General features: G+C 71.1%; 17 protein-coding genes, 1 pseudogene and 1 riboswitch. Of the genes and pseudogenes, 9 read left to right on the forward strand and 9 right to left on the reverse strand.

All coding sequences use genetic code 11. The annotated features are described in order from the left end of the window. Nucleotides 1-239 (reverse strand): annotated as a pseudogene (locus JWQ05_RS00540) (hypothetical protein); the annotation flags it as partial. Between the two features lie 153 nt (nt 240-392). Between JWQ05_RS00540 and JWQ05_RS00545 the strand changes: the two are divergent. Further along, a complete protein-coding gene (locus JWQ05_RS00545; RefSeq protein WP_299652863.1) occupies nt 393-1250 on the forward strand; it encodes a gamma-glutamyl-gamma-aminobutyrate hydrolase family protein in 858 nt (285 codons plus the stop codon). Between the two features lie 4 nt (nt 1251-1254). On the opposite strand, the gene JWQ05_RS00550 is transcribed toward JWQ05_RS00545, so the two are convergent. From JWQ05_RS00550 to JWQ05_RS00560, 3 genes are all read right to left on the reverse strand, one after another. Next, nucleotides 1255-2349, reverse strand: coding sequence for an acyltransferase family protein (locus tag JWQ05_RS00550; RefSeq protein ID WP_299652866.1), 1095 nt, complete (start codon nt 2347-2349; stop codon nt 1255-1257). A 125-nt stretch (nt 2350-2474) separates the two neighbouring features. Continuing rightward, nucleotides 2475-2849: a restriction endonuclease gene (locus tag JWQ05_RS00555; RefSeq protein WP_299652869.1), complete on the reverse strand. Its 375-nt coding sequence runs from the start codon at nt 2847-2849 to the stop codon at nt 2475-2477. A 10-nt stretch (nt 2850-2859) separates the two neighbouring features. After that, nucleotides 2860-3714 carry an alpha/beta hydrolase gene (locus JWQ05_RS00560; RefSeq protein ID WP_299652872.1) on the reverse strand — a complete coding sequence of 285 codons (855 nt, stop codon included), beginning with the start codon at nt 3712-3714 and terminating at the stop codon, nt 2860-2862. A 274-nt stretch (nt 3715-3988) separates the two neighbouring features. Between JWQ05_RS00560 and JWQ05_RS00565 the strand changes: the two genes are divergently transcribed. The 3 genes from JWQ05_RS00565 (at nt 3989) to JWQ05_RS00575 (ending at nt 5560) form a co-directional block, all read left to right on the forward strand. Beyond that, nucleotides 3989-4744 (forward strand): site-2 protease family protein, encoded by a 756-nt coding sequence (locus JWQ05_RS00565; RefSeq protein ID WP_299652875.1) that lies wholly within the window; start codon nt 3989-3991, stop codon nt 4742-4744. A gap of 219 nt (nt 4745-4963) precedes the next feature. Then, a complete protein-coding gene (locus JWQ05_RS00570) occupies nt 4964-5182 on the forward strand; it encodes a hypothetical protein (RefSeq protein WP_299652877.1) in 219 nt (72 codons plus the stop codon). Nucleotides 5183-5305: 123 nt separating this feature from the next. Next, nucleotides 5306-5560, forward strand: coding sequence for a hypothetical protein (locus JWQ05_RS00575; protein ID WP_299652880.1), 255 nt, complete (start codon nt 5306-5308; stop codon nt 5558-5560). 73 nt (nt 5561-5633) lie between these two features. Here JWQ05_RS00575 and JWQ05_RS00580 read toward each other — a convergent pair whose 3' ends face one another. Continuing rightward, nucleotides 5634-6290, reverse strand: coding sequence for a BA14K family protein (locus tag JWQ05_RS00580; RefSeq protein WP_299652883.1), 657 nt, complete (start codon nt 6288-6290; stop codon nt 5634-5636). A gap of 149 nt (nt 6291-6439) precedes the next feature. After that, a riboswitch (TPP riboswitch) is annotated at nt 6440-6548 on the forward strand. Nucleotides 6549-6625: 77 nt separating this feature from the next. Here JWQ05_RS00580 and thiC point away from each other — a divergent pair. Further along, a complete protein-coding gene (thiC, locus tag JWQ05_RS00585) occupies nt 6626-8548 on the forward strand; it encodes a phosphomethylpyrimidine synthase ThiC (RefSeq protein WP_299652886.1) in 1923 nt (640 codons plus the stop codon). Between the two features lie 29 nt (nt 8549-8577). On the opposite strand, the gene JWQ05_RS00590 is transcribed toward thiC, so the two are convergent. The 3 genes from JWQ05_RS00590 to JWQ05_RS00600 all read right to left on the reverse strand — a co-directional run bounded on the left by JWQ05_RS00590 (nt 8578) and on the right by JWQ05_RS00600 (nt 11543). Continuing rightward, nucleotides 8578-9093 (reverse strand): hypothetical protein, encoded by a 516-nt coding sequence (locus tag JWQ05_RS00590; protein WP_299652888.1) that lies wholly within the window; start codon nt 9091-9093, stop codon nt 8578-8580. Between the two features lie 157 nt (nt 9094-9250). Then, entirely contained in the window at nt 9251-10798 is a 1548-nt protein-coding gene (locus JWQ05_RS00595) for a DNA polymerase Y family protein (protein WP_299652890.1), read from the reverse strand. After that, entirely contained in the window at nt 10695-11543 is an 849-nt protein-coding gene (locus tag JWQ05_RS00600) for an ImuA protein (protein ID WP_299652892.1), read from the reverse strand. The genes JWQ05_RS00595 and JWQ05_RS00600 overlap by 104 nt, the downstream gene beginning before the upstream one ends. A gap of 243 nt (nt 11544-11786) precedes the next feature. On the opposite strand from JWQ05_RS00600, the gene JWQ05_RS00605 reads away from it, so the two are divergent. The 3 genes from JWQ05_RS00605 (at nt 11787) to JWQ05_RS00615 (ending at nt 14345) form a co-directional block, all read left to right on the forward strand. Next, nucleotides 11787-12680, forward strand: coding sequence for a collagen-like protein (locus tag JWQ05_RS00605; protein ID WP_299652894.1), 894 nt, complete (start codon nt 11787-11789; stop codon nt 12678-12680). A gap of 187 nt (nt 12681-12867) precedes the next feature. After that, entirely contained in the window at nt 12868-13593 is a 726-nt protein-coding gene (locus tag JWQ05_RS00610) for a molecular chaperone DjiA (protein WP_299652896.1), read from the forward strand. Beyond that, the gene (locus JWQ05_RS00615; RefSeq protein WP_299652898.1) at nt 13590-14345 is read left to right on the forward strand and encodes an N-acetylmuramoyl-L-alanine amidase; all 756 of its coding nucleotides are present in this window, start codon (nt 13590-13592) and stop codon (nt 14343-14345) included. The genes JWQ05_RS00610 and JWQ05_RS00615 overlap by 4 nt, the downstream gene beginning before the upstream one ends. A gap of 40 nt (nt 14346-14385) precedes the next feature. Here the strand turns inward: JWQ05_RS00615 and JWQ05_RS00620 are convergent, their stop codons facing one another. Then, nucleotides 14386-15402 carry a TerC family protein gene (locus JWQ05_RS00620; protein ID WP_299652900.1) on the reverse strand — a complete coding sequence of 339 codons (1017 nt, stop codon included), beginning with the start codon at nt 15400-15402 and terminating at the stop codon, nt 14386-14388. 188 nt (nt 15403-15590) lie between these two features. Between JWQ05_RS00620 and JWQ05_RS00625 the strand changes: the two genes are divergently transcribed. Then, entirely contained in the window at nt 15591-16838 is a 1248-nt protein-coding gene (locus JWQ05_RS00625) for a TIGR03862 family flavoprotein (protein ID WP_299652902.1), read from the forward strand. Nucleotides 16839-17050 lie beyond the last annotated feature (212 nt).

Consider the following 17050-nt stretch of genomic DNA (forward strand, 5'->3'; position numbering starts at 1 on the left):
GGGCCGGTGCGCTGGTTCGGCAAGGATCCGTTGAAGGCGTGCTCCGCGGGCCGTGCCGGAAGCGGCACGGGTTTTGGCGCATCCGGCGGCGCGGCGCGGGGCAGATCGGGCTTCGGTGGTGCCGTCAGCGCCATGTACTGCGCCGATGCGGCACTCGGGATCGCTGCGAGCAACAGACACGGCAGCCATCGGCCCGCCGCCGCGACGAGACCCAAGCCGGGTGAAGCAAGACTCCGCATGGTCTTTCGAGCCTCCGGTCGCGTGCCCTGGGTGCGAAACAACACGGGGGGCGCCATGCGGCGATCCGGCTGGCACTCCTGCGGGAACGGGGGGAAGCACGGATCGTTCCCGTTCCCTTTTGCCGGCGATCGCGCCGGAGGGAACACGAAGACATGCTGCATCTCCTCGTCGCCGATGGGAACGACCGGGAAGGACGCGCGAGCCACGTCGCGGGCACCGGAATCACCTCGGCGGAAGCTTACGCGGCGATCCTGCGCGAGGTCGCGCCGGGCGTCGCCTGCACGCTGATCAACCCGGCCGATGCCGAGGCGGCACTTCCCGCCGGAGCGGCGCTCGACGATTTCGACGGGCTGGTCGTCACCGGATCCACCTTGCATGTCAGCGACGACAACGACGCGGTCCGGCGCCAGATCGCCCTGGTGCGCACGGCTCTCGGGGCGGGGCTCGCGGTCTTCGGCTCGTGCTGGGGCGTGCAGGTCGCGGCGGTGGTGGCCGGCGGCGACGCGGCCCGCAATCCGAAGGGCCCGGAATACGGGTTCTCCCGCGACCTCGTGACGACGGAGGCGGGACGCGCCCACCCGCTCCTGGCCGGGCGCGCGAACCGCTTCGATGCGCCGGCCATGCATCTCGATGCGGTCGTCACGCCCCCCGCCCACGCGTCGGTGCTGGCGGGAAACCGGCTCCTCCCGGTCCAGGCCATCGAGATCGTGCACGGGCCGGGCGTGTTCTGGGGCACGCAGTACCACCCCGAACTCGACCTCGACGCGCTGGCGGCCATGCTGCGCCTGAGCGCCGAGGACGTGGTCGCGGAAGGCGTCATGCCCGATGCGGCGGCGGTCAAATCCTACGCGGACGATCTCTGCCGCATCCACGCCGATCCGGGGGCGCACCGCGATCTCATCGCCCGGCACAGGCTCGGGGCGGATCTCCTCGAACCCGCCCGCCGGCGCACCGAGATCGCGAACTTCCTCGAGCGTCTGGTCCGGCCGAGGGTCGAGGCGGCCGCCTGATCGCTCAAGCCGTCCGGAGGGCGGGCGTCGAAGCTGGGCGCTCGCGGGCGATGTGGAAGGCCTTGGGCCGGCGGAACAGGAAGGATGCCGGCGTGTGGCGGATCGCCCGCTCGAAGGCGAGGGGAACCAGGATCGCTACCACGGTGACGACGAGGCTGGCGAGCCCGATATCCGTGATGGCCCCGGTTTGCACGATGAGCGTCCGGGTGAAGGCCATCGGCAGGAAGAAGGCGAGGTAGATCACGATCGAGCGCTGTCCGCAGATCCGCAGGGCCGCCGTGACCGGACCGCCGGCCCGGCTCATCAGGGCACCGATGGCCACGATGGCGAGGGCTCCGGCGCCGCTGAGCATGAGACCCAGGCCCGGCAGGCGTGCCAAGTTCGGCACGAGGTCGTAGCCAGTGGGGATGAACACCAGGGCGGCGTTCGTCAGCGCCCAGAGCGCCAGGCCGACGAGGGCGGCGCGGACATGGCCTTGGACGAGGCCGGCGAAGGCGAAGATGCGCCCGGCGAAGAGGTAGCCGACGAGGAACCAGACGTAGCGGGCGCAGAACTCGTCCACGAGTTCGATGCCGGTGTGGATCGGCAGGATCTCCAAGAGGGCCGCCAGTCCCAGCACCAGAGCCGCCGGCACCCGGCGCAGGGCCTTGGTCAGCACCGAGAACACCGCCAGCATGTAGATGAACCACAGGGTGGAGTACGGCTCGACCAGGGCGTGGGCCAGGTGCGCCAGGAAGGCGCCCGGACCGGCGCCGTCGACGATCTGGCCGTACTTCACCGCCGACTGGATCACGACCCAGAGCGCGTAGAAGTAGGCGAAGTGCACGAGGCGGCGATCGAGGAAGAGACGCCAGTCGCGGTCGATGACCCGCCCGAGAAACAGGCCCGACAGCAGGAAGAAGTCGGGAATCCGGAACGGGCGCGCGAAGGCGACGAGGACGTGGAGGAAACCCTCGCCCTCCATGGCGATGCCCGTGCCGAGTGTCGAGTGCATCATCACCACGAGGATGATGCAGAGGCCCTTGGCGACATCCACCCAGGCGAGGCGTGCCGCGTCGTCCGGCCCTGCTCCCGCGATTGCCCCGACATTCGACGCCATGATCCCGCTTCCCTCACATCGCGCTCAACCCTTCGTCGCAGAACCTTAAGGAGGCTGGTACGCGCGCGGGGTGAGCCCGGATCATGCCGAACGGCCGGTAAAGGTGGCGGCGCGAAAGCCGCGCTTCAGGACGGGTCGCGCTTGGCACCCCGGCGGTCGCGGGTCATCCGGGTCGCGGTGTAGAAGTCGTCGGGCTTGGTCCGGACCCAGGCGAGGAAGCGGGCCATCTCGGGGTCGGCCCGGAGGGCATCGACGTCGGCGAGGCGCCGGGCGATCTCGGCCTCGCTGAAGCGGGCATGGATCGCCGAGTGGCAGATCTGATGCAGCCGCACCGTGCCGGCCCGCGCCCCGCCCTTCAGCTTCGGTGTCAGGTGGTGCAGGCTCGATTTGGCGCGCGGGGGGATCGGGCGTTCGCAGAGCGGGCAGATCACGGGCGCTTGCAGCGCCGGCCCGTGCGTCGTCGGATCGTCGTCGCGCCACATCCGGTTCCGTCGTCCCATCGCGGTTTCCTCAGGGGCTTTGCGCGTCGAGGGCTTCCCGGCAGGGCGGGGTCGACACGCCCGCCGGCCGGAACAGCGCCTCGGCCTCTGCGTCGCGCTCGCCCAGGATCGAGACGTGATCGCCCTCGACGATCTCCAGTTTCGCGCGCGGGCCGGCGCGCTCGGCCAGGCGCTGCGCATGCGCGACGGGAACGACCCGGTCGAGCGCGCCGTGGACGATGAGGACCGGAGCGCCGGCGGCGGCGATGCGGTCGTCCGAGCGGAAGCTGTCGCGCAGGAGGAGGCCGGTGGGCAGATAGGGGAAGCGTCCCGCCGCCACCGCCGCCAGCGAGTCGAAGGGCGCCTCCAGGTAGAGGCCGAGATGCGGCACCCTCCGCGCCACCGCGACCGCCACCGCGGCCCCGAGAGAGTGGCCGTGCAGCAGAACCGGGGCCCCCGGTGCGCGCGCCGCGATCTCCCGGTAGGCGGCGTCTGAATCGGCAATGAGGCCGCCTTCGCTTGGGCTGCCCGTCGAGCCCGGATACCCGCGATACGCGATGGCGAGCACGCCCCAGCCTCGGGTACGCCAGGGCGGTGCGGCAAAGCGGGCCGCCCCCGCCTCGGGCCGCGAGCCGTTGCCATGGAAGCTCAGGACGACGGCGCAGCCCGGGGCCGGCGCCCGCCAGAGACCGTAGAGGCGCTCGCCGTCCGACGTCTCCAGGCTGATCGCCTGTGTCCCGGCCGGAACCTCGCGAATCGCGGAGGCCCGCTGGGCCCGGAAGGCGCCCGGGTAGATCAGGCGCCGCTGAAACAGGCCGAGCCCGATGAGCGCCACCGCGTAGAGCGCGATGAGCGCCGTAATGAGAAGCGAGAGGAAGAGGCGCATGCGTCCGGTCGGGGTGCGGCACGATCCAGACCGTTCCGCGCCGGACCGGATGCCGGCCCGCGGAGCGCAACATCGGGATGAGGGGTGACAGGTAGGGACTGGACTTTGGCGTGTCACCAGCGATGTTGCGTCGCGTGAAAACCCCGGTCAGATCCCTCGCCCGTTGCTCCGCCCAGGCGGCGGTTCGCCACCGCGTCTGCTCCCGCCGCATCGCCGCGAGCCCGGGGCCCCACGGGCGCGGCGTTCCGGCTGCGCTGGCTGGGCCTGACCGCGCATGACGGGACCATCGCGCGCGATCGATGGAGAGAGCGGGGTCGGCCTCAGTGCCAACGTGCTGCTCGTCGGCCTGATCTTCTGCGGCCTCGGCTTCGCGATCGGGGCCGACGCCCTGGATGGCTCGGGGGCCGCCTTCGCGTTCGTGATGGCGGGTTGGGTGCTCGGCTTGTGCCTGCACGAGTTCGGCCACGCCTTCGCGGCCCGGTTCTGGGGCCTGCCCGGAACAGGCGCCCTGACGCTCGATCCCCTGCGCGCCCCGAACCCGGTGGCGACGATGCTGCTGCCGGTGGTCTTCACCATCCTGGCGGGCCTCGGCTTCCCCGGCGGGGTTTCCCCGGTGACGGAGGGCTCAGCTAGCCCGGGGCGGCGATCGGCGATAGCCGCGGCCGGGCCGGCGACGAGCCTCGCTTTCCTGATGACGCTCGTCGGCCTGTACGCCTTGGCGAGTCCACAATCCGAGACCTTGCGGGCGGTGCTCGCGGTGTCCGTCCTGTTCCAGGGCACCGCCTTGATTCTCGGTCTGATACCCCTGCCGGGCCTCGACGGCTACGCGATCCTGCGTCCTTGGCTCTCCGGCGGCTGGCCCTGGACGGACCGGATGGTCCGGCATTCCAGCCTCGTGCTGGCCGGGTTGTTCCTTGTCTCCGGCGCCTTTTCCCGCCCGCTGTTTCGCGCCAGCCTGCGCCTGACCGCCAGCCTCGGTGTCGACCTCGCGGACGTGATCACCGGCTACCGGCTCATACGTCTGTGGTGATCGCGCGCCTGCGGTGATCGCGCCTCGGTGATCGGTCAGGATGGGCGGATCGTTGTTTTTCAACGTGAGGTCGCAAATGGAGCGAATGATCTCGCGGTTACGGGATCGATTTGGTACGAAACCGTACGACGTGGGGCAGGTTCGGTCGCGGTGGGCCATGCATCCGGCGTCGCGGCGCTGCCGTCGGCGGTCTTGATCTGCGTGAGGGTTGGTTTGGCCATGACGGACGACGCGCCACCCGAGGTGCGACCGAAGCCCTACCGCGTGCTTCTGCTCGATGCCGCCGGCCGCGTGCTTCGCACGAAGGCGATCACCGCCCGTGACGAGGTCGAGGCCCTCGGTCGGGCACGCGCCTTCATGGATGGACGTTCGGTCGAACTCTGGGAGGGCGACCGGCTCGTTCATCATCTTGCCGCGTCCGACACGTCCCTGGCCTGAACGGGGACGCCTCGAACGGCCGCGACGTTCGGGCGCCGTGGTCTGCGGACACCGCTTTCGTGCTAGGTGCGCTCTGAATTCCAGCTCAAGCCATGACAGGCCTGGACCCGGCGGAGACCCATCATGGCCCTCAAGACGACCTTCCTGGTCCAGACCTTCGTGCTCAAGCGCAAGCGGCTCGTCCCCGGCGACCGGGAGGTCGCGGTGACCGAGAGCGGCGCCCTCAAGAAGGCCGAGGCCATGGCCGCGCGCTTTCCCGGAACGGCGGCCATCAAGGTGGTGGCCGACGACGAAACGGGCGAACTCGAGAGCGCGACCATCCTCAACAGCTTCGGCGAGGTCCCCGACGATTTCGCCGAGAGCCTGCAGGGTTCCTGAGGGCTGGAACGGGAAAGGCCCCGCCTGCGCGGGGCAGACGGGGCCTTCCGATATTTGGCGCGGGCCTCAAGCCTTACGGGCAGGCGTGACGCTGGCCGTCATTGCCGAGATAGGTGCCGCTGCGGGGGTCATAGGACCGGAAGCGCTGGACGCAGTAGGCTTCGTCGTTGCCGGCCGGAGCCATCTGGGCGGGTTCCACGGCGTATCCGGCCGGGGCGTAGCCACCGCCGTAATAAGCTGGGGCATAGCCGCCGCCGTAGTAATCGTCACCGTAATAGCTGCTGCCGAGGCCGTAGCCGATGCCGGCACCCGCCAGTCCTAAGCCGACGCCGAGCCCGATGCCGCCGTAGCCGCGACGGTATCCGTAGCCCCGTCCGCCGTAGCCGGCCTGGTTGTAGCCGCCCCGGTTGAAGCCGCCGCCCCGGATGCCATTGCCGGCGGCCAGCCCCGCACCGGCATTGCCGAAGCCGCCCCGATTGAACCCGCCGCGACTGATACCGCCGGCGAGGGCGTTTCCACGAATGCCACCGCCGGCAAGACCGCCCCCGCGGAAGCCACCGCCGCCGCCGCCGAAGCCGCCCCGGAATCCGCCGCCGCCACCAAGTCCGCCACCATGTCCGCCGCCACCGCCACGGAAACCGCCGCCGCCACCCGGACGTGCGTCGGCGCTGGCGGGAATCAACGCGAGGGCACCGACCAGGGCGGCCGATGCAAGAAGAATGCGCTTCATGGGAAAACCTGTTGTGTGAACGCCGGCCCATATGGCCGGACCCTTGCCGATGAAACGCGGGCGTCGATCGTAAAGTTCGTTCAGGTCCGGTTTCCGCGTCGGTTTGTCAGGGCGCCGATTGACAAACAGGGCCCGGACACCGAACCTGGAACAATTCCGAGGGGGGCTCCGAGTACGGGGGCTGAGATTGGGCGCGCCGCCCTGACCCTTGAACCTGATCCGGTTCGTACCGGCGGAGGGACGGGAATTCCTGCACGGCGCGAATCCACAGGCGTCGTCCCATCCACGCCCGTCTCACGCGAAGCGGATCGCCTCCAACGCCAGGAGCGAACCCGATGAACGCACCCGTTCTCCCCAAAGACCTTCCCCAAGGCCAAACCTTAGAAGGCCAGCCCCCGAAGGGGTCGCCGCAGGCGGTGACCACCGGCCCGATCATCGGCTCGCGCAAGGTCTACGCAGGTGTGCCCGGGCACGACGACATCCGGGTGCCGTTTCGCGAGATCACGTTGAGCGATCCGAAGGAAGCTCCGGTGCGGGTCTACGATCCGTCGGGCCCCTACACGGAAACGGATGCCAGGATCGATCTCAACGCCGGCCTGCCCCTGGTGCGCGAGCCCTGGATCGCCCGGCGCGGCTACGCCACGGTGACGCCCCGCGCGGTCAAGCCCGAGGACAACGGCTTCGTGCCGGAGGACAAGCTCGTGGCTCCGTGTCCGGCGACGCGCGAGATCCGCAAGGCCGGCCCCGGCCAGATGGTGACGCAGTACGAGTTCGCCCGCGCGGGCATCGTCACCGAGGAGATGATCTACGTCGCCAACCGCGAGAACCTCGCCCGCCAGACGATGCTGGAGGGCGCGCAGGCCGCGCTCAGTGACGGCAACAGCTTCGGCGCGGCGCTGCCGGCCTTCATCACCCCGGAATTCGTGCGCGAGGAAGTGGCGCGCGGCCGGGCCATCATCCCGGCCAACATCAACCACCCCGAGGTGGAGCCGATGGCGATCGGCCGCAACTTCCTCGTCAAGATCAACGCCAACATCGGCAACTCGGCGGTGACGTCGTCGGCCGCCGAGGAAGTCGAGAAGCTGGTCTGGGCGACCCGCTGGGGCGCCGACACGGTGATGGACCTCTCCACCGGCCGCAACATCCACAACATCCGCTCGTGGATCGTGCGCAACTCGCCCGTGCCAATCGGCACGGTCCCGATCTACCACGCGCTCGAGAAGGTCGGCGGCGATCCGCTGAAGCTCGACTGGGAGGTCTTCAAGGATACCCTCATCGAGCAGGCCGAGCAGGGGATCGACTACTTCACCATCCATGCGGGCGTGCGCCTCGCCCACGTGCCGCTGACCGCGCGCCGCGTCACCGGCATCGTCTCGCGCGGCGGTTCGATCATGGCGCGCTGGTGCCTCGCGGGGCACCGCGAATCGTTCCTGTACGAGCGCTTCGACGAGATCTGCGACATCATGCGGGCCTACGACGTCTCGTTCTCGCTGGGCGACGGCCTGCGCCCCGGCTCCATCGCGGATGCCAACGACGCGGCGCAGTTCGCCGAACTGGAGACGCTCGGCGAACTCACCAAGATCGCCTGGGACAAGGGCTGCCAGACCATGATCGAGGGCCCCGGCCACGTGCCGATGCACAAGATCAAGGTGAACATGGAAAAGCAGCTCACCGAGTGCGGCGAGGCGCCGTTCTACACCCTCGGCCCGCTGACCACCGACATCGCGCCGGGCTACGACCACATCACGTCGGGCATCGGGGCCGCCATGATCGGCTGGTTCGGCTGCGCCATGCTCTGCTACGTCACGCCGAAGGAACACCTCGGCCTGCCGAACCGCGACGACGTCAAGACCGGCGTCATCACCTACAAGATCGCGGCCCACGCCGCCGACCTCGCCAAGGGCCATCCGGCGGCCCAATTGCGCGACGACGCCTTGTCCCGCGCCCGGTTCGACTTCCGCTGGGAGGACCAGTTCAACCTCTCGCTGGATCCCGACACGGCCCGCGCCTACCACGACGAGACCCTGCCGAAGGACGCCCACAAGGTCGCGCATTTCTGCTCGATGTGCGGGCCGAAATTCTGCTCGATGAAGATCACGCAGGACCTGCGCGCCGAGGTTCTTGCGATGGAGGCGGCGGGTCAGGTGCTGGGCGAGGCGGCACCGCTCAGCGCCGCCGAGCGCGAGGCCGGCATGGCGGCCAAATCCGCCGAGTTCCAGGCCGAGGGCGGCAAGCTCTACGTGGACGCGGCGGAGTAACCCTCGTCGACGTCCCGAACCGGCCAGCCTCAGCTGACCGGTTCGGGGCAGGCATCGTGTTGAACGACCGCCTGCGGAGAAGTGAATTCGAGGCGGGTGCCGACCCGTGCGCCGTAGGCGTCGTGGAGCGCGCCGAGCATGAGTCCGGCCACGACGCGGAAGTCGGGTGGTGTGCCGAGGGCGATCTCGCGCTCATAGTTCGTGTCGGGATCGGCCTGAGCGAAACCCAGTCGATGCAGGGCTGAACGCGAAGGCGCCAGCCAGGTGAGATGAGAGCCCTCCGGCGTACGACCATAGGCGCCGGACGAGGCCTCGCACTGCATCTTGGTATCCTCGTCGAAGAAGATGCATTGCACGTAGCTCTGCTCCGCGCGGGCGACGCTCACGACGAGGAAGCGGTCCCGTGAGGTCGAGCGCGGGCCGCGCAGGTGGATGCTGCGGAGCCGCTCGACGACGGCGCAGCGATGGGTCTCGATGAAACCCGCGCGACCGCGATCGGCCGCAGCAGCACCGGGTATTGCAGCGAGGACGACCGCGAGCATCATCGATGCCGTGGATCGGATCCGGCTCTGCGCCGGCGTGATGATTATTCCAGCGATTCCGAAATCCCGCCTTCGCGCGAATTTACACGCTTGCGCATTTCACGCCACCATGGGTTGAAATCGGCGTGGCCGCTCTTCGACGCGTCGCGATCGTCCAGGCTCACGCGAACAGCCCGTGCACGAACCAGCGCGCGGGCGTCTCCAGGGCGAAAAACGCCTCGCGGTAGACCCAGAGGCGGCGGCCGGCTTCGTCCTCCACCACGTAGTAGTCCCGTGTCGGTCCAGGGGCGTGCCACCAGGCGTCGGCGATGCGCTCGGGCCCGTCCGAATGGACGATGCGATGGACGCGGCGGCGCCAGCGGAAGCGGTGCGGTGGCCCGTCGTGGGCATCCGCGATCACGTCCTCGGCGGCTTCGCCCTGGTCCAGCAGCACCAGCGGACGCGGCGGCAGAGTCGCGCGCGGGGCAGTCTGGGGGCGCCTCGCCCGCCAGGGCTCCGCCGATCCGGCCTGTTCGGGCAGGTGGCTCGCGCGAAAGCCGAGCCGCATCATCCGCCGGCCGATGCGCTGGCGCAGGGCGTCGCTCAGGCGCTCCGGGCCTTCGGTCTCGGCGGGGCCGTCCACCAGGGCCGTCTGCCGGGCCGCGATCGTTCCGGTTGCGGTGACGTCGAGGCACACGGTCTCGAAGCCGAAACCGGCATCCAGCGCCGGGCCGAGGCGGTCGAGCCGCAATGCGAGCAGGCGCGCGACCTGGGCCGGGCAGCGGGTCGGCAGGCTCAACGACAGGTCGAGGCTGCGCACCACCCCGTCGATTCGCGTCAGGATCAGGCGCAGCGCCCGCGCGCCGAGCCCGGCCGCCTCCAGCCGGGGGGCGAGGACCTCCATCAGCCGCAGGGTCGTGCCGACGATGGCCTCCGGGCTTCCGATCGGTTCGAGGAAGCCGCGGGCGGCGCTGAAATCCCGTGGATCCTCGGCCGTGACGAGGGGTTCCGGCCGGTGGCCGAGGGCCTGGTCGAGGTGGCGGAGCAGACCCTCGCCGAAGCGCCGGGCCAGCGGCGCGCGGGGCGCCGTGGCGAGGTCGCCGATCCGGCGCAGGCCGAGCCGGCTCAAGGCTTGCGCGGTGGCGGGGTCGAGGCGCAGGGCCGCGACCGGCAGGGCGTGCAGGGCCTCCGCGTTGCCCCCCGGCGCGACGAGGCCGCCCCCGCCGTGGCGGGCCAGCGCGAAGGCGCAGGCCGGCGTGTCGGCGAGCGCGATCCGGGCCGGAATCTCGTTCTCGGAGAGGCGCCGGGCGAGATCCTCCAGCAGGGCGGCCTCGCCGCCCAACAGATGGCTCGCCCCCGCGATGTCGAGGAAGAAGCCGTCGCCGCCCTCCGCCGGGCCATAGGGGGCGACGAGGGGCGTGTAGCGCTTGGCCCAGAGGCAGAGCCGGTGCAGGGCGGCCTCATCCGCTTCCGGATCGGCGGGATGGACGGCGATGGCGGCGCCGATCCGGGCGCGGGCCCGTGCCAGGGTCTCGCCGGGCTCGAGGCCGAGGGCGCGGGCGCAGGCATCCACCGCGATCAGGCGCAGGCCGTTGGCCTCCATGGCGGCCACGACCATGGGGCCGTCATCGGATGTGCTGGATGCGCCGGCTCCGGTCTCCATCGCCCGGGCCCGCCGCAGCCGCGTGACCGGCCAATGCTCCAGCCAGACCGAAACGATGCGCGGCATGATCCCACTCCAGAAGCCAGTGTCCGGTCCGCCCGTTGCGGCTTCGGTCGAGGGTCACCGCCCAGCACGGGCGCTCGATGCAGCCGAAGCGGTCGCGCAGGGCCTTGCCGGCGGCGATCCGCCAGCGCGTCGCCGCCACGTTGGGGCTCTCCGCCCCCGGCGGCCGCAGGACGAGGAGGAGCCGGTCCGTGCGCCCCGCCGCGAGGTGCAGCCGGCGGCTCTGGGCCAGCGGCAGGGCGGCATCCACGAGGCCCGCCACGGCGGCGAGCCCCTGCGCGCGGAGCGATTCCTCCAACGCCCGATAGGCATCGCCGTCGCTGCCGACCTCGAACAGCAGCAGGCGCTCCGGATCGAGCCCGAGCCCGGCGAGACCGTGTCCGTAGGGGAGGGGGTGGCCCCGGCCCACCACGAGGAGCGCCGCGCCCCGGACGCGGGCGAGGTGGCGCGCCACCAGCGCGAGGGCAAACCCGAGGGCCGCCGGCTCGTCGCCCGATCCCAGGGGGGCGACCTCGTGCAACTGCCCGAGGGCCAGCCCCCCTTGCGCGAGGCACGCGTCGACGGCGTGGATGCCCAGCGGCAGGACGCCCCGGGATGCGCCAGCCTCCCCGCGCGCCGCCACGAAGGCCCGCAGGGCCGCCAGATCCAGGGGGGCGCGGTCCGACGGCTTCGGACTGGCCGGCTCGGCTGGTGCCGCCTGGATGTCGGACTTTTGGATGTCGGGAGGTTCTTCGGGTTCGTGACGCATCGGCTCCGCTCCTGTTCCGCCACATAGGAACAAAGCAGGAACATACTCAATCGGTTTCAGGGGGCGTCCGGAATTTCACGAGCCTTCAAAGGCTTGGCCTGTGGACAGCTGTGGACGGAGCGCTTCCGGCCCTGTCCGCCCGGGCCGGGCGCGATCGTTGGCGCCACGCTTGACGGTGTGATGGGGGCAGGGCAGCACTCCACACCTGCCGCGCAGCAGACGCGGATCAGCCGGGAGAACTCCATGCGCCTCGCTCGTGCCCTCGTGGTCCTGTCGGGCCTGATCACCGTTGCGGGGGTGGCGCCCGCCGCCGCGCAGACGGCGCCGGGACAGCCCAGGCAGCAGCCCGGAGCCGAGGCCTCCCGGGCCCGGCGGCCGCAGGCCGCGTCGCAGCCGATCCAGGTTTACGATGCGCGCTTCGAGAACGGCGACCTGCGCATCTCCGGCAGCGTGCGCAAGGGCGGCACCGTGGTGGTGCTCGACGAGGACATCTCGATCATCGCCGACAGCCGGGGCCGCTTCGTCTTCCGCCTGCCCTACGTGCCGACCAACTGCATCGCGACCCTGAAGGCGGGCGAGGACGAGCGCGAGGCGGTGATCGCCAATTGCGGCCCCGCCGGCCAGCCGGGCCCCAAAGGTGAGACGGGCCAGAAGGGCGATACGGGCCAGACCGGTGAGGCCGGCCCCCAGGGTGTCGCCGGCCTTCCGGGCCCTCAGGGGCCGCAGGGCGCGCCCGGTTCCAAGGGAGAAGCGGGACAGAAGGGCGACGCGGGTCCCAAAGGTGAACCCGGACTCAAGGGAGAGCCCGGACCCAAGGGAGAGCCTGGGCCGAAGGGCGAGGCGGGCGCGAAGGGCCAGCCCGGCGAGCGCGGCCCGGCGGGGCCGGCCGGTCCCAAGGGCGAGGCGGGGCAGGCGGGCCTCGCTTCCGTGTCCTCGGCCTCTCCCTTCCGGGTGGTGCGCCAGGAGACCTGCCCGGCCTCGGGCTGTGCCGTCACCTGCGAGGGCAACGAGATCCTGGCCTCGGCCCTGTGCCTGAAGGGCGGAAGCGCCATCGTGACGGCGGGCGCCGACGGCAGCTTGAGCGCGGCCTGCCCCAGCGAGAGCCAGGGCCTCGTCGGCCTCTGCGCCCGGCGCTGAGGCGGGGGACCATCGGGGGTTTTCGCCGAACAGGGACTCTCGCCGAACAGGAATTCCCGTCGAACAGGGACTCTCGCCGAAACCGGGGCGTCCGGTGTAAGGACGCCCTTCGTTTCGCGTCGACGTTGATCAAGCCCATGCCTCTCCCCCGTTTCAGGACCGATGCCCGTGCCCGTGGGGGCTGCCGATGAGCATGGGATTGTGGGGCAAGCTCGGGGGAGCCGGCCTCGGGCTCGCCATCGGCGGGCCTCTGGGCGGGCTCGTCGGCGGGGTCGCCGGGCACTTCCTGGTGGACCGCGAGGGCGCGCTGTTCGGCACCACCCCGCGCGACGTGGTGTTCACCACCGGCCTCGTGGCGCTCGCCGCCAAGATGGCGAAATCCGATGGCGTGGTGACGCCGGCCGAGGTCGAGGCCTTCGCCAAGGTGGTGCAGGTGGACGAGCGCGCCCGCCCCGGCGTGCAGCGCCTGTTCGATCTGGCCAAGGGCACCTCCAACGGCTTCGAGGCCTACGCGCGGCAACTGGCCAGCACCTTCCACGACGAGCCGGCCCTCTTGGAGGACGTCCTCGACGGGCTGTTCCACATCGCCAAGGCGGACGGGGCGATCCACGAGGCGGAGGAGCGATATCTCCGCGCGGTCGCCGAGACCTTCGGCTACGACGATGCCGCCTTCCGCCGCATCGCCGCGCGGCACGTCCGCCTCGCGGACGATCCCTATCTCGTGCTCGGCCTCGACCACGGCGTGGAGGACGGCGCCCTCAAGGCGGCCCACCGCGCCCTGGTGGTGGAGAACCACCCGGACCGCGCCATCGCGCGCGGCCTGCCGCCGGAGGCGGTGGCCATCGCCACCCGACGGCTCGCCGCCATCAATGCGGCCTACGACCAGATCAGCGCCGAGCGAGGTCTCAAGTGAAGCCGACGGCGGAAAGCCCGATCGCTACCAGTGTCCACCCCTCGCCGAACCACGGCGAGCGGACGGGCGGGCCGGTCGATCTCCTCATCCTGCACTACACCGGCATGGAGAGCGCGGCGGCCGCCCTGCAGCGCCTCGCCAACCCGGTGGCGGAGGTCTCGGCCCATTACGTGGTGCTGGAGGATGGGCGCGTGGTGCAGATGGTCCCCGAGGGTCGCCGTGCCTGGCATGCGGGCCGGGCCTCCTGGGCCGGGATCGGCGACGTGAACGCGCGCTCGCTCGGGATCGAGATCGTCAATGGCGGCCATGTGGACGGGCTGCCGCCCTATCCGGATGCGCAGATCGCGGCGGTGATCGCCCTGTGCGGCGATCTTGCCCGGCGCTGGAGCCTCGCGCCGCAGCGGGTGCTCGCGCATTCCGACATCGCACCCGAGCGCAAGAAAGATCCCGGCGAGCACTTCCCCTGGGACCGGCTGGCGCGCGAAGGCATCGGCCACTGGGTGCCCCCGGCCCCGATCCGCGACGGGCGCTTCTTCGCGCAAGGCGATGCGGGACCGCCGATCGAGGCGCTGCAGGCGATGTTCGCCCTCTACGGCTACGACCTGCCGGTGACGGGCACCTTCGACGCCCGCATGGGCGCCGTGGTCACCGCCTTCCAGCGCCACTTCCGTCAGGCCCGCGTCGACGGCGTCGCCGACGCCTCGACGATCACGACCCTGCGTGACCTGATCGCGGCGTTGCCGGGGCGGTAGCGGGCCTTTGTCTTGCCTCAACGTGGGGAGGAGGCCTGCCTCAGGCGCGGTGCACCGCCTGCGCCCCATGCGGCTCCTCCGCCACGACCCCGCGCGTGCGCCACAGGCTGTAGGCGATGCCGGCCGCGAGGAAGACCACGGTGACGGCCAGCGACACCCACGGCGGCACGTGGACGAGGCCGAACGTGTCGGCGACGACGATCTTGCCCCCGATGAAGATCAGGATGAAGGCCAGCGCCGTCTTGAGGTAGGCGAAGCGATCCACCATCGCGGCGAGCGCGAAGTAGAGGGCCCGCAGCCCCAGGATCGCGAAGATGTTCGAGGTGTAGACCACGAAGGTGTCGGTGGTGATGGCGAAGATCGCCGGCACGCTATCGACGGCGAAGATCACGTCGGCGCCGTTCACCAGGATGAGCGCCAGTGCGAGGGGGGTGAGCCAGACGGCGCGCTTGCCGGTCTTCAGGTCGGTCTTGCGCACAGCGAAGTGCTGCCCGTGCAGTTCGGGCGTGATGCGAAGGGCGCGCTGCAGGAAGCGCACGGCACGGTTCTCGCGGATGTCGCCCGCCGCTTCCTCCTTCGAGACCAGCATCTTCAGGCCGGCGAAGATGAGGAAGGCGGCGAAGATCGAGAGCACCCACGCGGCTTGGTGCACGAGGGCCGCGCCGAGTCCGATCATCAGGCCGCGCAGCAGCACGGCGGCGAGGATGCCCCAGACGAGGACCCGGTGCTGAGAGGCGCGCGGAATGCCGAGCGAGGTCAGGATGACCGCGATCACGAAGACGTTGTCCATCGACAGCGATTTCTCGACCACGAGGCCGGTCACGTATTCCTGGCCCGCCTGGGGCCCGAGATACCACCAGACCCAGCCGCCGAAGAGCATGCCGAGGGTGAAGTAGAAGGCCGTGAGGAGGAGGCTCTCCTTCACGCCGATCTCGTGAGTCTTGTCCCGGTGCAGGAGACCGAGGTCGAAGGCGAGCAGCCCGGCGACCAGGGCGTGGAAGCCGAGCCACATCCAGACCGGCTTGCCGAGCCAGTCATAAAAGAAAAAATCAACCATGACGCGGGACCGTCGATGCTTCTTGAGGAGAGAAAGCATCGGCTCCGACATCACGGAACGCATCATGCAGCATCCCGCCAGAGGGGCCCGCAGCCGATGGGCCGGAGTTGGGGCTCTGACCGAGGCGAATCAAGGGCGGGCGACCGCCACGCTTGACAGGGCCGCCGCGCGACGGCTTCCCAGGATGCATGACGGACAGCGAGCGGACCGGACCGGACATTTCGGGCCCGGCGGTGATCGGGGGCGGCCCCGCGGGCCTCGCGGCGGCGGAGGTGCTGGCGCGCGCCGGCCACGCCGTGACCCTCTACGAACGGATGCCGAGCGTCGGGCGCAAGTTCCTCATCGCCGGGCGCGGCGGCCTCAACCTGACCCATTCCGAGCCGTTGCCCGCCTTCCTGGCACGCTACCATCCGGAGGGCGGACCGCTGGCCGATGCCATCGCGGCCTACCCGCCGGACGCCCTGCGCGGCTGGTGCGACGACCTCGGCGAGCCCACCTTCGTCGGGTCGAGCGGCCGGGTGTTCCCGGACAGTTTCAAGGCCTCGCCGCTGCTGCGGGCCTGGCTCCGGCGCCTCGACGGGCTCGGGATACGCATCCGCACCCGCCATCGCTTCACCGGATGGTCGGATCCCGGCGGTCCGGCCTTCGAGACGCCCGAGGGGCCGGTCGTGACCGCGCACCGCCCGGTGTTGCTGGCACTCGGCGGCGCAAGCTGGCCCCGCCTCGGCTCGGACGGGGCCTGGGTGCCGCTGCTCGCGGCCGACGGCGTCGCGGTGTCGCCGTTGAAGCCCGCCAATGTCGGGTTCACGGTCGCGTGGTCCGGCATCTTCGCCGAGCGCTTCGCCGGTGCGCCCCTGAAGCGCATCGCCCTGTCGATCGACGGCGCGACCGTGCGCGGCGAGGCGGTGATCAGCGCCGACGGGATCGAGGGCGGCGCCATCTACGCCCTCTCGCGAATCATCCGGGCGGCGACGGAGCGGGGCGAGGCGGTCCTGCACGTCGACCTGCGCCCGGATGTGGGCGCGGCCGCCCTCGCGCGATCCCTGGCCGATCCGAAGCCGGGTCTGTCCCTGGCCAACCGCCTGCGCAAGGACGCGGCCCTGGCGCCCGTGGGCATCGGCCTCCTGCGCGAGGCCGCCCATCCGCTCCCCGTCGCGGCCGAGACCCTGGCCGCGCTGATCAAGGCCGTGCCGGTCCGCGTCCGCGCGCCGCGATCCATCGACCGGGCGATTTCGACGGCGGGCGGCGTGAGCTTCGGCGAACTCGACGGGCGCTTCATGCTGGCCCGGCGGCCCGGCACCTTCGTCGCCGGCGAGATGCTGGACTGGGAGGCGCCCACCGGGGGCTACCTGCTCCAGGGCGCCTTCGCCTCCGGCCGCGCGGCGGCGGCGGGCATGCTGGCCTGGATGGAGGCAGAGATGCGCTCCGACCTCTGACAAGCCGGGCGACCCATGAAAAAAGGCTCCCTCTCGGGGGAGAGGAAGCCTCGTCGCGACGCGCGGCCGGTCCGGCCGCGCGGGTCCGGGTCTCAGCGGCAGTACACGTCGCCGTAGGCGTCGCGGTAGGTGCCGTAGGGGCAGCGCGGGGCGGTGGAGGCGCCCACGATGGCGCCGCTGGCGCCGCCGATGGCCGCACCCGCGAGCGCGCC

Origin of the sequence: Methylobacterium sp., from assembly GCF_028290105.1 — a bacterium.
Classification (GTDB): Bacteria; Pseudomonadota; Alphaproteobacteria; order Rhizobiales; family Beijerinckiaceae; genus Methylobacterium.

Coding starts and splice junctions, on each gene's coding strand:
- JWQ05_RS00545 (WP_299652863.1), top strand. CDS start 393: ATGCTGCATCTCCTCGTCGCCGATGGGAACGACCGGGAAGGACGCGCG.
- JWQ05_RS00620 (WP_299652900.1), bottom strand. CDS start 15,402: ATGGTTGATTTTTTCTTTTATGACTGGCTCGGCAAGCCGGTCTGGATG.
- JWQ05_RS00550 (WP_299652866.1), bottom strand. CDS start 2,349: ATGGCGTCGAATGTCGGGGCAATCGCGGGAGCAGGGCCGGACGACGCG.
- JWQ05_RS00610 (WP_299652896.1), top strand. CDS start 12,868: ATGAGCATGGGATTGTGGGGCAAGCTCGGGGGAGCCGGCCTCGGGCTC.
- JWQ05_RS00560 (WP_299652872.1), bottom strand. CDS start 3,714: ATGCGCCTCTTCCTCTCGCTTCTCATTACGGCGCTCATCGCGCTCTAC.
- JWQ05_RS00595 (WP_299652890.1), bottom strand. CDS start 10,798: ATGCCGCGCATCGTTTCGGTCTGGCTGGAGCATTGGCCGGTCACGCGG.
- JWQ05_RS00605 (WP_299652894.1), top strand. CDS start 11,787: ATGCGCCTCGCTCGTGCCCTCGTGGTCCTGTCGGGCCTGATCACCGTT.
- JWQ05_RS00600 (WP_299652892.1), bottom strand. CDS start 11,543: ATGCGTCACGAACCCGAAGAACCTCCCGACATCCAAAAGTCCGACATC.
- JWQ05_RS00570 (WP_299652877.1), top strand. CDS start 4,964: ATGACGGACGACGCGCCACCCGAGGTGCGACCGAAGCCCTACCGCGTG.
- JWQ05_RS00555 (WP_299652869.1), bottom strand. CDS start 2,849: ATGGGACGACGGAACCGGATGTGGCGCGACGACGATCCGACGACGCAC.
- JWQ05_RS00590 (WP_299652888.1), bottom strand. CDS start 9,093: ATGATGCTCGCGGTCGTCCTCGCTGCAATACCCGGTGCTGCTGCGGCC.
- JWQ05_RS00580 (WP_299652883.1), bottom strand. CDS start 6,290: ATGAAGCGCATTCTTCTTGCATCGGCCGCCCTGGTCGGTGCCCTCGCG.
- JWQ05_RS00565 (WP_299652875.1), top strand. CDS start 3,989: ATGACGGGACCATCGCGCGCGATCGATGGAGAGAGCGGGGTCGGCCTC.
- JWQ05_RS00575 (WP_299652880.1), top strand. CDS start 5,306: ATGGCCCTCAAGACGACCTTCCTGGTCCAGACCTTCGTGCTCAAGCGC.
- JWQ05_RS00625 (WP_299652902.1), top strand. CDS start 15,591: ATGACGGACAGCGAGCGGACCGGACCGGACATTTCGGGCCCGGCGGTG.
- thiC (WP_299652886.1), top strand. CDS start 6,626: ATGAACGCACCCGTTCTCCCCAAAGACCTTCCCCAAGGCCAAACCTTA.